Raw genomic sequence first — 13,401 nt, forward strand, 5'->3', positions numbered from 1 at the left:
GAGGACATCACATGGTTGCTTTCGTCCGGCCCCGCGCGGTCGCCGTCCTGATCGCCGGCATGCTGGCGACGACCCACACCCTCGCTGCCGAGGCGCCCCAGGCGCCCTTGCACGAGACGCTCGAACGCCTTGCCGCCGAGGCGAAGCCAGGCGTGCTGGGTATCACGGTGGTGGACCTGGACACGCACGCGCGCACGCGCGTCAATGCCGATCGGGCGTACCCCATGATGAGCGTCTTCAAGGCGCCGGTCGCCGCGGCCGTACTCGCGCAGGTGGATGCGGGGCACATGTCCCTGGACGAGAAAGTCACGATCACACGCGACGAGGTAGTGGGCGGTTCGGCCGTGCCGTCCATCGGCGCCCGGTTCGTCGGTGACCGCATGCGTTTCACCGTCGGGCAACTGCTCGAAGCCGCCGTGGCCGACAGCGACAACACGGCCGTGGACGCCCTGCTGAGGCGGCTCGGCGGTCCGCGGAACGTGATGACTTACCTGCACGCGCACCACGTGGACGGCATGCGCATCGACCTGAGCGAAGGGGAGGTCAACAGAATCTTCGCCGACACGGTGAGCGGCGGGTCCATTCCCCGCGACGAGTCCGAAGACGCCGAAACGTCGCGGCTCAAGCGAGGTTACGCGGCCTACCTGAAAGACCCACGCAATCGCACCACGCCCGACGCGGCAGCGGTCTTCCTGGAAAAGCTCTGGGCGGGCGAACTGCTGTCCAGCGAGTCGACGAAGCGTCTTCTCGACCTCATGTATCGCCAGACGACGCCCAACCGCATGCGTGCGGGCCTCCCGGCCAATGTACGATTCGCCGACAAATGCGGCACGTCGTACTCGCTGGAGGGCGAAACGGCGGCCTATAACGACATCGGCATCGTCACGTGGCCCAACGGCCACACCGTCGTCGTAGCCGCCTTCCTCACCGCGTCGAAGGCGGATAAGCCGGCCAGGGACGCGCTTTTCGCGAAGCTGGGCAAGGCCGTCGTGGAGGCGGCGTCACCTGCCGGGAGGTAACGTCGCGATCCAGTGCTCCAGGGCGGTGGTGTCGGTAAGGTCGCCGCCGTAGGGTCGGGCGGGCACCAGCGGCACGTTGTTGCCTCGCGTCCGCCCTCGATACACCTTCATCGCGGCACCGAGTCGGGTCAGGCCGCTGGGCAGGGGTGTCTGCCGGATGTCCATGTAGAGCGTGTCGGCGGATGTTTCCTGACCGACGTGGATCGCACCCAGGGCGAGCCATACGTCTGCCGCATCGAGGCATGCGGAGGCGCATCCGCTGTCGGTGACCATGTAGATGCGTGCCCTCGGCGCGGGTACGTCGGGATAGGAAGCGTCGGCGTCGGCATCGGGAGGCGAGCGCCAATACGGCTTGCCCTCCCTCATCGCCTCTCTCATGCCGTCGACGATCTGCCGATACCACCCGACCATGTTCCTGGAGGCTCCCGGCGTCTGCTCGATCTCGTCGATGGAACCCTGCATGAAGGCCATGTTGGCGGTAGATGCCCGCCAATCCACCACGACCGGCTTGTCCGTCGCCGCTACGGCCTTTTTGCCCCAGATCGCCTCGGCGATCTGGCGGCTCCAGTCGGACGAACCACCGTTGTTGCCGCGTAGATCCAGCACGATGCGTGGAGCGGCGACGATGCGCGCGCGCTCGGCATCGAGGCGGGCGATCAATGGCTCGAGTGCCTTCGCCGCGGGACCGCCGGGGGTGCCGTCGAAGTCGCTGAGGGTGATCCAGACGGTGCCGTCCGGGAAGGAGCGCAAACCGATGGGGTCGTGTCGACGACGGTAGGCGTCGTCGAGACGACGGCCCAGCTCCGCGGCGTCGAGGGGGCGCCATGCCAGCGTCACCGTGACGGTGTGGCCGCCGGTCTCGAAGTCGCATCGCGACGGCCGCGGGATCCACGGATTGCCCTCGTCCACGAACAGGCGGCCGCCGCGCCAGACCCGCTGCGAATGCAGCGACCAACGGCCGAACAACGCCCCCACATGGGTGGCGGCCAGGCGGCTGGCCGGCACGCCGTCGCACGACAACAGGCGGGCACCCAGAGGCACGGGCGCATCGTCGGCGCGAGTCGCCACGTGCTGCACGTCGTTGACGTCGAAGGCGGTGAGAAACCCCGGCCAGCTCGCCGGCAGGCGGGGCAGCTTGGCGTCGTCGGCGAGCAGGATGCCGAGGTGGCCATCGTCGAAGCTTGCCGTGTACATGCGCATCGCGAAAACGTAACCGGCGAAGTCGTGCGTGCGCTTGGCGCGGTCGAGGGCCAGCGCGAGCTGCCTGTCGTTGTTGGCCGCGAACGCGGGATTGAGCGGGTCCACCGTGCCCGGGTGATTGGCCGCAAGGTCATCGTGCAAGGCCTGGGCGTCCGTGCGCAACGCGTCGTTCCAATGGATGACCGACGTGGTGGCCGACGTCGCGAGCGGTAACAGGCAGAGCAGGGCGGCGATCAGGCGGCACATGGGCATCTCCTTGCGGTGTCGGCGCATCGTCCGACGTGCGCTTCCCTCGGACAAGGTACGAAGGTCATGCTCCCATGGGCATGAAGGGCTAAGCTGCGCGCATGCCCCGAGCCCTGCCGCCCAGCTCCACAGACACGCCTGCCGTCGACTGCAGTGAGGCGGCCCGCCGCTGGACCCTCGTCGCCGCCATTCTCGGTTCCGGCATGGCCTTCGTCGACGGCACCATCGTCAACGTGGCGCTCCCGGCCATCCAGCACGCCATGCAGGCGACCACGGCGGGTGCGCAGTGGGTCATGGAGTCCTACGCGCTGCTGCTCTCCGCGTTGCTCCTGGTCGGGGGTGTACTGGGCGACCGCTTCGGCCGGCGTCGCGTCTTCGCGCTGGGCGCCCTCGTGTTCACCGTATCGTCGCTCGGATGCGCGGCGGCACCCGGCATCGGCTGGCTGGTGATCGCACGAGGGTGGCAGGGCCTCGGCGCCGCCTTGCTGGTACCGGGAAGCCTTTCGCTGATCACCTCGGCGTACCCGAAAGAGCGCCGGGGCAGGGCCATCGGTACGTGGTCGGCATTCAGCGGCGTCACCGCGGCGATAGGGCCGGTGCTGGGCGGCTTTCTCGTCGAGCACCTGTCGTGGCACTGGGCCTTCCTCATCAACCTGCCGCTGGGGGTCGCGTTGATCGCCATCTGCCGTTGGCAGGTGCCCGAGAGCCGCGGCGCCGTTGGCGGAGGCATCGACGTGGCGGGTGCCCTGTTGGCGACGCTCGGTTTGTCCGGCGTGGTGTATGCGCTCATCGAAGCGCCTCAGCAGGGCTGGCTCTCGCCGGGCGTTGGCATCGCCGCCGCCGTGGGCATATCGGCATCGATCGCCTTCGTCGTCGTCGAGCGACGAATCGCGGCACCCATGCTGGCGGTGGGCCTGTTTCGCGACCGCAACTTCGCCGGCGCCAACCTGCTCACCTTGCTGCTCTACGCGGCCCTCGGCGGCAGCCTCTTCTTCGTGCCGCTCAATCTCATCCAGGTGCAGGGCTACGGTGCGACCGGGGCCGGCGCATCGCTTCTCCCCTTCATCGTGATCATGTTCGTGCTGTCGCGCTGGACGGGCCAGCTCGTCGATCGGGTGGGTGCGCGCTGGCCGCTCGTGGTCGGCCCGGGGATCGCCGCCGGCGGCTTTGCGTTGTACGCGGTACCGGGCGTCGGTGGGTCGTATTGGACGACGTTCTTTCCGGCCGCCGCGGTGCTGGGCCTGGGCATGAGCATCACCATCGCGCCCCTGACCACCACGGTGATGAATGCCCTCGAACCGGGCTTGGCGGGAACCGCGTCGGGCGTGAACAACGCCGTGTCGCGCGTAGCGGGGCTCATCGCCATCGCGGCGTTCGGCGTGGTACTCACGCAGGGCTTCGATGCACGGCTGCAGGCCGGGCTGCAGGGCCTGTCGCTTCCGCATGAGGTCGTGCGGGGTATCGTCGAGCAGAAAGCCCGGCTGGCCGGTATCGAGTTGCCGCGAGGGGCCGAAGCGGCGAGGGACATCATCGACCACGCGTTCGTGGCGGGATTCCGGCGGGTCATGTTGTTGTCGGCCGCGCTGGCGTTGACGTCTTCGTTGGTCGCGGGCGTCACGATTCGCGACCCGCGACGGTAAGGAGAAGGAATACTTCAACCCCCGCTCACGGACGTCAACACGTCTTGAGGTCGCGTGGCAGGCGTGTTCACGCGTGTACGGCCATGGTGTCCAAAAGGAGACACCATGTATTCCGATTCCGAGAAAAAAGCACTCGACGAGTTCGAGGCGCATCTGTCCGGGCCGTCGTTTCCGTGCTTCGCGGGGCAGACGGCGCTTCAGCGCGATCTCGTGACCCACGTGTTCGCCGGGCCGATGGGTTGCCCCGCGGACGACGCCAAGGCCGCGAAAGCCATCGCCGCCTTTGCGGCACGCGACAAGGCCGAGCACACGTTCGCAAGCCTCGTGGTGCACTTTACCGACACGGAGTCCATGCCCGAGACGGGTTTCGAGCGATTGTTGTTCGCGCGGCTACAGGGTATTCACGGGGCCGATGCACCGCGTCACGCATGGGACCCGAAGGTCAGCGACGATCCTGACGATCCGAGTTTCAGCATGAGCGTGGGCGGCAAGGCGTTCTATGTGGTCGGGCTGCATCCGGGCGCATCACGGCCTGCCCGGCGTCTTGCCCATCCCGCGCTGGTGTTCAACCTGCATGAACAGTTCGAGTACTTGCGATCGCAGGGGCGTTACGAGCGCCTGAAAAGCGCGATCGTCGAGCGCGACATCGCACTCAATGGCTCGGCCAATCCCATGCTTGCCGTGCATGGCTCCAGCTCGGAAGCGATCCAGTACAGCGGGCGTCACATCGTCGGCGAGTGGCATTGTCCCTTCCGACCCCATCGGGAAAAAGCGGCATGACCTTGAAGACCATCTCACCGCGCAGTGGTGTCGCCTTCCGGATGCAGGAAGGGCAGCGATTGACGGTGATCGACCCGGAAGGCGAGCAGGTCAGCGATCTGGTCGCGTTCAATGCCCACGACTCGAACGAATGGCTGTCCAGCGGACGTTCGCTCGACTATGCGTCGAAGCTGTTCCTGACCACCGGGGATGTGCTGTATTCGAATCGCAGCTCCCCCATGCTCGTCATCGAACGCGACGATGTGGGGCGGCACGATTTCCTTCTCGCCCCTTGTTCGAAAGAGATGTTCGCCAAGCTCTATGGACACACCGAACCTCATCGAGGCTGCTTCGGCAACCTCGCGGAAGCGCTGGCTCCCTTCGGTGTCGAGCCGGACCACATTCCGACGGCCTTCAACGTCTTCATGAACGTTCAGGTCGATGGGCAGAGCGGCCGGTTGTCGGTCGAGCCGCCATTGAGCAAGCCGGGTGACGGGACCACATTCGTGGCCCGGATGGATCTCGTGGTGGCGCTCACGGCCTGTTCCGCCGGCCTGTCTAACAACTTCCGCTTCAAGCCGATCCAGTACCGCATCGATTGATGCGGTCGTAGTGCCCTGCCATCCGCTCAATGTCCGGGCGACGCGGGAGGCGCCGAACCCGGGCGTGCTCCTGCGTCATCGAGGGCACGGTGTCCATAGCTGAATATGCGCGTCGCACGCCAGCCGTCGGGCGTACGGTGCCAGACGATCATGAATTTTGCTTGGCCGAAGCACGTGTCGGATCGGAGATCGCAGAAATCCTGCTGGCCTTCTTCGATCGCACCGAACCCCTCGATGGGATAGACCTCCATCGTGCCGGGGATGAGCTTTCGGCGGTAATGTCCGCAGACGTTCTGGCGGGTCTTGTCGATATAGTCCTTACGGGTCCAGCTGACGCCGCCCTTGTCGTGGTAGAACTCGACGTTGGTGTCCATCAAACTGGCGTGCTTTTCCAGCTGCCCGGCGACGTCGCAACGGTTGAAGGCGCCGAAGAACTCGGTATTCAAGGCCGTGACGGTTTGAAAGAGGTTGGCCTGGTCCTCTTTCGCTTTTGGGCCCGGCTGTTCGGCATGAATTGCTGCCGAGGCCAGGGCGAGCGTTGCGCAGGTCCAAATGCGGAGGGCTTTCATGGCATTTCCCCGATGGAGGTCGTTACTTGGCCGACGTTAGGGAATGCGGCCCCGCTTGCCATGAGTCATTGGTCATGTGTCGTTTCGATGCCGCCCCGGTGTCGACCCGGGGCGGCCTTTCTCCGTCGGCTTGCTCAGGATGAGCTCGCCATGGCTTCGGCCTTCGCCTCACCGGATGGCTCGAGATCCTGCAGGATGTTGTCCGCCGCCTGGAAGGCGAGCGCGGCGATGGTCAGCGTGGGATTGCCGGTGGCGACCGTCGGGAAGACGCCGCTGCCCACCATGTACAGGTTGGCGTGATCCCAGGATTGCTGCCTCGGGTTCAGCACGGAGTGGGTCTTGTCGTCGCCGATACGATACGTGCCGACGATGTGCCCGGCGCCATAGAACGTGAAGTTGTTTCCCTTGTACTGGAAGTTGGTCGCGGTGACTTCGTTCGGTGCGCCGTAGAGCACCGGATCGGGCGGGGGGATGGTGTACTCGGTGGCTCCGATGGCGGTGAATATCTCCGTCGAGACGGCCTTGGCGGAAACGAACGCCTCGCGCTCGTAGTCGTTGCGTATGCGATACGTCACCAGGGGTCGGGGCAGTCCGAGATGGTCCGTTTCCGTCGGCGACAGTTCCACCCGGTTGTCCGGATCGGGGAGCTGCTCGATCAGGTAGCCCAGGCGAATCTGCCGGATGTAGACCCCGTTGAGCGTATCGACCAGCTGCTGTCCGAAGAGCTGGCTGTTGGCAGGCAGCGACGGATTGAAGCGCAAGGGCTGTCCTTGCTGGTTGACCGAGTTGCCGTTGAGCTGGCTCGCGTTCTGGCCGAACACGAAATCCGCGAGCGTGGTGTACGGATCGTTGGCCGCCCACTGCCAGCCCTCGTTGCCTATCTCGATGCGATACGCGGAGCGGTTCTTGCGGAAGGCACCGTCGCGCAGCGATTCGTAGCCCGACGTGGACAGGGGGCCGCGGTAGGCGTAGACGGGATCCTTGGCCAGGCCCCAGGCCAGGTACATGATGTGGTCCATCAGGTTGCGCCCGACCTGGCCGCTGGAGTTGGCGACGCCGTCGGGGAAGTTCACGTTCTTGTTGGACATCAGCAGGAGTCGTGGCGTTTCGATGGCGTGCGCCGCGAGCAGGTACTTTGTGCCGACCGCCGTACCGGTGCCCGATGGTGGGCCAAGGTGATCGTCGTAGGTGATGTAGTCGATGCCGGTGACCTCGCCGGTGGTGGCGTCGACCTGGATGTTGCTCGCCACCGTGCGGTAGCGGATGTCGACGTTACCCGTCTGCAGCGCGTTGGCGAGCGTGACGGTCGCATCGTACTTGGCCTGGATCGGGCAGATGGGGATGCAGTTGGTGTTGCCCGCGCACTGGCGGCGATCGCCCGGCAGGGAGTTTCGCCCCTGCGGCGTGGGCGAACTATATACGGGGTTGCCGTCGACGGTCATGTCGGTGACCGTGGCGAACAGGTTGTCGACCAGCGACGCCACGATCGGCGGCATCGGGTAGTCGTAGTCGGGGCCGTACTTGCCCGAAGGTTCCACGTCGAACTGCGTGTAGATCGTGTCCATTGCGGCCTTGTCGCCCGAGACGCCGATCTCCTTGGTGGCCTTCTCGTAGTACGGCACCAGGGCTTGATAGAACTGCTGGCCGCCTGGCCAGTCCACGCCGTGGCCATAAAGCGTCTTGAGCTCGAAATCGTGCCAGAAGTGCCTCAGGCTGGTGCCCAGCCAATGCCAGGTGGTACCGCCGCCGATCCGCTCGTACGAACTGGCAAAGGCGAACACGACCTCCGGGCTGTCGCCCGTGAGGCCGGGTGCCTGGGGTGGATAGGTGAAATAGCACTGCGCGGGATTGCGCCAGGAGTTGATCTGCAGGACGGTGTAGCGCGGCACGTTTTCCAGGGCGGGATCGGGCAGGCCGAGCGGATTGTCCGGCGTGGACGCCTTGGGATCCTGCGTGGTGGGTGGGTAGGGCGATTCCGGTGTCTTGGCGTTCGCCTTGAAGAACGTCCGCATGTAGCCGCTGCGATCGACGGGAACTTCCTGGCCAGCCTCCAGGATCAGCACTTTCTTTCCCTGGCGGCCCAATTCGTAGGCGACGATGGAACCGGAGATGCCTGAACCGACGATCACGAGGTCGTAAGTCTGGGTAGTCATGGGTGATCTCCTCATTGGCCCGTGTAATCGCTGAGCGGAACCGGCGGTTTGTTCCAATAGCCGTAGCGGTAATTGGAATCGCCCATCGGATGGGATTGCATGACCTGCCAGACCAGGCTCGCCGTATACGCCTTCGCGGAAATCAGGTCGCTCACCGTACTTGCCTGGGCGGTGGCCGAGGCCGGAGCGATGGTCGGCCACGCACCCGCGTACCACATGAAGATCAGCTTGCGGCAGGCCAGCACGAAGGCCTCGCCGTTGGCCGGGTCGAGCATCGCTTCGCCGATCTGCTGCGGCGTGAGCGTCTGGGACTGAAGCATGGCGTACTTCTGGAAGATGCCGGCGACCAGCGACGGATCGCCGCTTTCTTTCGTGACGTTCGCCGTGAAGACCGGCAGGTATTCGGATTTGATGTCCACCGGATCCAGGTCGGGTGCAAGCACCTCCTGGCTGAAGCCCGTCAGCACGGCGCTGAGGCCGACGAAGTTGTCCATATCGTTGCTCATGGCATGTTTCCTCGAGGCTATTGGGCGCGTTGAAGCAGGTAGGTGAAGTCGGAGAAACTCCCCGTCGTCGTCGTGGCGTTGTTGTGGCAGGCCATGCAACTGCTCGAGGTCTGCTTGACGTGACCCTGGATGTACGACTCCAGCGTGGTGTTGGCGAGGAAGGACGGTGCCGGTACCCCGGTAGGGTCGGTCTTGCTCGTCGCGTTGGTTGGCCACTGCGTGCTGACCAGCTCGTAATTGAGCCACACCGAATCGGCGGAGACCGCCGCCAGCGCCTGGTGATACGCGGCGTTGAGCTGCTGGGCATCGGGCGTGATGGCGATCACGCGCTCGATCTGCGTGGGCTTGGTATACGCCGTGCCGGGGTTCCAGGGGCGCGGCGGCGGTTCGTTGACCTTGCAGGAGGTGCAGGTCGCGTCGAAGAAGTTGTATGCCGGCAGCGTCGGCTTCTGCCCCGCGGTAGGCGCGTTGTTCACGTGCTCGAACGTGGACCATACCCACTGGGGTTCGCTCGCCGTCTTGTGGGCGATGTGGAATCCGACCAGGCCCACCTGGGTAAGCACGCACGACGGCTTGACGCCGGGCTCCTCCGCCGGGTTGTCGTAGACCAGGGCATAGGTGGTGTAGAACTTGGCGGGGTCGAACTTGCCGCCCATCTTCACCCACGACGTCTTGATCATGATGGAGCCGACCTGGTTGTTCTTCGTATCGCTTGACGGAAAGTTGGCATTCGCGTCGAAGGCCTTCTGCCCACGCTTGGAATAGAGCTTGTTGGTGTCGATGTAGTCGAACATCTGCTCGTTGGTGAGGATGGCGAAGCGTGCGTACTGGCCGTTCTGGTCGATCAACGGACCGGTCTTGAACGGTTCGCCGCTCTCGTCGAGCACGTTGGGAGTTTTTCCGACCTGGGTCAGGTGCATCGTCCCAGGCGGGAGGTGCTTGGCATCGATGTTCTTGCAGACGGGCGGAAGCGGGCTTTCCTGCCCCCAGGGTGCGGGCGGGGCGCCGCCGGGAAGGAAAATGTCCCGGCTTTCCCGGTAGCTTTCCCACACCACCGGGCTATTGGTAGCCTGCCCGATGGTGACGCCCGTGTTCGGCGTGCCGTCGGCATTGGCCGGCCAATTGAGCGCGATGAACGACTGCCACGAGAAGACGTCGAAGTCGTGTTGCAGCGAATCGAGCGTGGGAGGGTTTTTGGTGGAGGTGACTTCCAGGGGAACCTGCGGTGTCAGCGTCGGCAGGGCGGTCGGCGTCGACGCTCGGTTGTCGGCCGCCAGGAGTATCTGCGTCATCGAAAAAAGCGAGACGCCCGCGATCAGGGAGAACGTGCCATATTTGCGTTGCGTTGGAAAAAACGGGTATTTGATTTTCATCGCAATCGACCCTTTCCTTGAATGGTTGGCAAAACCATGGCTGCCCCGTCGGCGGACGGGGCGTCACCACTCGTAGGCGAAGCGTGCGTGGCATGTCCTGCCCGATAAGCCAGCGGCGACACGTACCCGCGACGTGGCGGGTAGGCGATCGGCAGTGCACATTTCCCCTGTTGCGGCACGCGTCGATTCGCGTGCCATGGGCGAGTGGATGGCACGATCCGTTAAAGGACGGTAAAGCAACGAGGGCTTTCATGGCCGATCCGTCGGATCGATGGAGCGGCGAACGGGAAAGGCCTTTTTTCATGAGGTTTCATTGCGATCGACGGCCCTCCACCGTCATGGGCGACACGGTATGGGGTTGCCATTTTTCCCCAGGGCGTCACGTCCAAGCCGACGTGCTTTGCCGTAAAAACGCTTCGGGATGGAGGAGCGGCGTGGGGCGGGCCATCGTGTCGGGCCGTGTCGATTTCCGATCGGCCCGTTCGACGTACGGATGAGGGGCCACGTGGCGCCCCATGACCCGGCTGGAGATGCACGATGACCATCACGATTACCGCTTTTGAACGCTCCCCCGACGGAGGCAAGGGATTGGCACGGGATACGCGCGTTCGCTGGGCGCTCGAAGAGGCGGGACAGCCGTATGAGGTGAGGCTGGTGTCCTTTGCCGACATGAAGAAGCCGGAGCATCTGGCGCGTCACCCGTTCGGGCAGATTCCCACCTACGAGGAGGGTGGCCTTACCCTTTTCGAGACGGGGTCGATCGTCTTCCACATCGCGCAGCGGCACGCCGGCCTGCTGCCGGAGGATGCCGCGGCGCGCGCACGCGCGATTACGTGGATGTTCGCCGCGCTGAACACGGTGGAGCCGCCGATCCTCGAACTCGTCACGGTGAAGGTGTTCGAGGGCGACAAGCCCTGGAGCCCTGAGCGCCTGCCCCTGGTGATGGATCGCATCCGCGCCCGGCTCATGCCGCTCTCCGCGCGGCTGGGCGACGGCGAATGGCTGGACGGCGCGTTCAGCGTCGGCGACCTGCTGATGGTGTCGGTGTTGTTGAGGCTGAGGATGTCGGGTGTTCTGGATGAATACCCGAACCTGGCGCGTTATGTCGCCCGCGGCGAGGAACGGCCGGCCTACCGTCGGGCCTTCGCCTCTCAGCTGGCGGTCAACGCGCCAATGGGCGGCCCATGAAAAGCCCGGGAAGGAGAGACCTTCCCGGGCCGGTCTTCGATCGATCAGTTGCTTTCGACGAAGCTGATGTGCGGCGTCGAACCGCCGGTGGCGGTGCAGGATCCCAGCGTGAGGTTGTTCTGTTCGTACGTCTGCCCGGCGTTGCCGAGGCAGCTCGGGGCATTGGTGCTGCCATCGTTCACGGCCAGGTTCACCGTTACCCGCGAGCCGCGATTGAACGACACCACCGGATTGTCGCTGCCGTTGCCGAAGATGTTGAACTCCGACAGCTTCCAGATCTTGTTGATGTTCAACGTGGTGGCGCTCTGGCTCACGCTGTGGGCGCTTCCGTTGACCGTGAAGGTCACCGTATCCACGCCACCGGACGTGGCCGAGCCCGTGAGCTTGATCGTGCCGATCTGGTTGACGGGTACCAGCGGCACGCTGACGGCGTTGCTGTTGCGGTAGCAGGCGTACTGCTGCGGATAGGAGTACCAGCCGGACGGGCAACCCACCGAGTTGTATTGCGACGCACTGCCGGCGAAGAACCAGTCCTGGATGAAGGCCACCGGCGTGCGACCGTTGCTCGGGCTGCCATCGCTGTCGGTGGAGTAGATGAACTGCTCCCAGGTCTGGCACGACGAGTAGCCGAACTGGGTGCAGGTCGTCGGATTGCTGCCGATGTTGGTGTTGATCTGCAGCGAGTAGTCGGCGGTGCCGGTCGTCACGCCGCTCAAGGTCGGAAAGGTGCCGACGGCCGAGCGGGTGAGGTTGCGGGTCTGCGCGGCGTAGTCGACGCCGTTACCGACCTGGTACACGCTGTCCGCGCTAAGGGTACGGGCCGACGTGGTCAGGCCATTGCCGATCGTCGCGGGCGGTACCGAGACGAAGCTCGGTGGCGCTTCGCAGCGTTCAGCCTGCCATCCCGCACTCGGGAACGCGGCGGTGAAGCAGCCTTCGACGGAAGGTGCCTGCTGTTTGATCGTGTCTTCCCACGACGTGAGCGCCTGAGCGTGCGCCGCCGCGGCGATATCGAACGATTCCTGCGAAGCCGCGACAGGCATCGCGGCCGCGACGCCGATGCCGGCGATAGCGCAAGAAATTACGAGGTACTTCGTTCCGAACGTCTTCATGTATCTGCCCTTAAATGAAGGTTGAAATGAACGTACGTGTTCCCCCTGGCTCCCTAGGAAGAACGTTTATCATTTCATTTCAATAAGGTTTCACGACAGGTATCACAGTTCGCTCGGCTTGCCGATTCGGCGGCATGTTCGTGCCATGGTCGCGCAAACATCGTTGTCGATATCAAGTATCGACGGGCGATCAGTCCTGCGTTGGGGGCTGTCCATGCAGCCGTTTGCTCCAGTCCTCGACGCTTTTCGATTCCAGCCGTCGCCGTGCGTGCCGACGCCAGCCTTCGGCGAGCGTCGGCAGTTCGGACATCGCCAGCAGCGACGCGTAGTCGAGCCGGTCGACATAGAAAATGCGCCAGATGCGTTCGATGGTCCATTCGGGCGTGACGCGGTCGATCCGTTCGAGTGCGTCGCCCGGGCGCACGTCGCCCTCTTCGAGTACACGGTAATACCAACCCGTGCGCCCCGACTGCTGCAGCCGCAGTGCCATGTCCTTCGTATCGAAACGCAGGTTGAGCTTCCAGCAGGGCTGTCGTCCCTGGCTTACCTGCAACACGGCGGTGCCGAGCCGGAAGATGTCGCCGACGGCGACATTCGTTTCCACCAGGCCGGTGGTGGAAAGGTTTTCGCCGAAGGCGCCGGCTTCGTCGAGCAGGGGGCGCGGAGGCAGTTCGTCGCGCCATGCCGCGTAGTGGTCGAAGGGATAGTGATGGATGGCCTTTTCCGGTCCGCCGTGTACCTTCAGATCGGCTTGCGCATCCGTCGCCAGCCCCGTCGGCGTCACGCGTACGGGCTCATGCACGGGACGCTTGTGCATGCCGCTCATGGCGCCGCCGTCGCCGAGCGGCGCGACGGGGCCCGTCAGGACATGGCCAATGGGGTAGCTGTCGTTCATCGTCGTATCCGGTCGCGGTAGCCCATGGGCGCATTGTGCAGCGTTCGGGGGGCAGGGGGGCGCGTCCCCGCACCCGTGTCGCCGGATCCGTTCTTGACGGGGATCATCCGACGATGCGGGCGGTGCGCTGATGCGACAC

Annotated in this window: 12 protein-coding genes; 5 read left to right on the forward strand and 7 right to left on the reverse strand. The window is 64.7% G+C overall.

All coding sequences use genetic code 11. From position 1 onward, the window contains the following. Positions 1-11: 11 nt before the first annotated feature. A complete protein-coding gene (gene bla / locus JNG39_RS03650; protein ID WP_368309729.1) occupies positions 12-1,019 on the forward strand; it encodes a class A beta-lactamase in 1,008 nt (335 codons plus the stop codon). Here the strand turns inward: bla and JNG39_RS03655 are convergent. Further along, positions 1,002-2,465: a S41 family peptidase gene (locus tag JNG39_RS03655; protein WP_368309730.1), complete on the reverse strand. Its 1,464-nt coding sequence runs from the start codon at positions 2,463-2,465 to the stop codon at positions 1,002-1,004. The two genes, bla and JNG39_RS03655, sit on opposite strands and share 18 nt — an antisense overlap. A 101-nt stretch (positions 2,466-2,566) precedes the next feature. On the opposite strand from JNG39_RS03655, the gene JNG39_RS03660 reads away from it, so the two are divergent. From JNG39_RS03660 to JNG39_RS03670, 3 genes are read left to right on the forward strand one after another with little or no spacing between them, the layout of a single operon-like run. After that, positions 2,567-4,105, forward strand: coding sequence for a DHA2 family efflux MFS transporter permease subunit (locus JNG39_RS03660; RefSeq protein ID WP_368309731.1), 1,539 nt, complete (start codon positions 2,567-2,569; stop codon positions 4,103-4,105). 54 nt (positions 4,106-4,159) lie between these two features. Next, a complete protein-coding gene (gene gntA, locus JNG39_RS03665; RefSeq protein WP_368309732.1) occupies positions 4,160-4,885 on the forward strand; it encodes a guanitoxin biosynthesis heme-dependent pre-guanitoxin N-hydroxylase GntA in 726 nt (241 codons plus the stop codon). Then, the gene (locus JNG39_RS03670; RefSeq protein ID WP_368309733.1) at positions 4,882-5,466 is read left to right on the forward strand and encodes a DUF1989 domain-containing protein; all 585 of its coding nucleotides are present in this window, start codon (positions 4,882-4,884) and stop codon (positions 5,464-5,466) included. The genes gntA and JNG39_RS03670 overlap by 4 nt, the downstream gene beginning before the upstream one ends. 26 nt (positions 5,467-5,492) lie before the next feature. Here the strand turns inward: JNG39_RS03670 and JNG39_RS03675 are convergent, their stop codons facing one another. From JNG39_RS03675 to JNG39_RS03690, 4 genes are all read right to left on the reverse strand, one after another. Further along, on the reverse strand, positions 5,493-6,035 hold the full coding sequence (locus tag JNG39_RS03675; protein ID WP_368309735.1) for a nuclear transport factor 2 family protein: 543 nt from the start codon (positions 6,033-6,035) through the stop codon (positions 5,493-5,495). Positions 6,036-6,169: 134 nt separating this feature from the next. Beyond that, positions 6,170-8,188 carry a GMC family oxidoreductase gene (locus JNG39_RS03680; protein ID WP_368309736.1) on the reverse strand — a complete coding sequence of 673 codons (2,019 nt, stop codon included), beginning with the start codon at positions 8,186-8,188 and terminating at the stop codon, positions 6,170-6,172. Positions 8,189-8,199: 11 nt separating this feature from the next. After that, a complete protein-coding gene (locus JNG39_RS03685) occupies positions 8,200-8,694 on the reverse strand; it encodes a hypothetical protein (protein ID WP_368309737.1) in 495 nt (164 codons plus the stop codon). 17 nt (positions 8,695-8,711) lie between these two features. Next, entirely contained in the window at positions 8,712-10,067 is a 1,356-nt protein-coding gene (locus tag JNG39_RS03690; RefSeq protein WP_368309738.1) for a hypothetical protein, read from the reverse strand. Positions 10,068-10,604: 537 nt separating this feature from the next. On the opposite strand from JNG39_RS03690, the gene JNG39_RS03695 reads away from it, so the two are divergent. After that, positions 10,605-11,255 (forward strand): glutathione S-transferase family protein, encoded by a 651-nt coding sequence (locus JNG39_RS03695; protein WP_368309739.1) that lies wholly within the window; start codon positions 10,605-10,607, stop codon positions 11,253-11,255. 44 nt (positions 11,256-11,299) lie between these two features. On the opposite strand, the gene JNG39_RS03700 is transcribed toward JNG39_RS03695, so the two are convergent. Continuing rightward, the gene (locus JNG39_RS03700) at positions 11,300-12,367 is read right to left on the reverse strand and encodes a hypothetical protein (RefSeq protein ID WP_368309741.1); all 1,068 of its coding nucleotides are present in this window, start codon (positions 12,365-12,367) and stop codon (positions 11,300-11,302) included. A 190-nt stretch (positions 12,368-12,557) separates the two neighbouring features. Continuing rightward, the gene (locus JNG39_RS03705) at positions 12,558-13,262 is read right to left on the reverse strand and encodes an MOSC domain-containing protein (RefSeq protein ID WP_368309743.1); all 705 of its coding nucleotides are present in this window, start codon (positions 13,260-13,262) and stop codon (positions 12,558-12,560) included. Positions 13,263-13,401: the final 139 nt, after the last annotated feature.

Source organism: Luteibacter sp. CQ10, from assembly GCF_040900725.1.
GTDB lineage: Bacteria > Pseudomonadota > Gammaproteobacteria > Xanthomonadales > Rhodanobacteraceae > Luteibacter.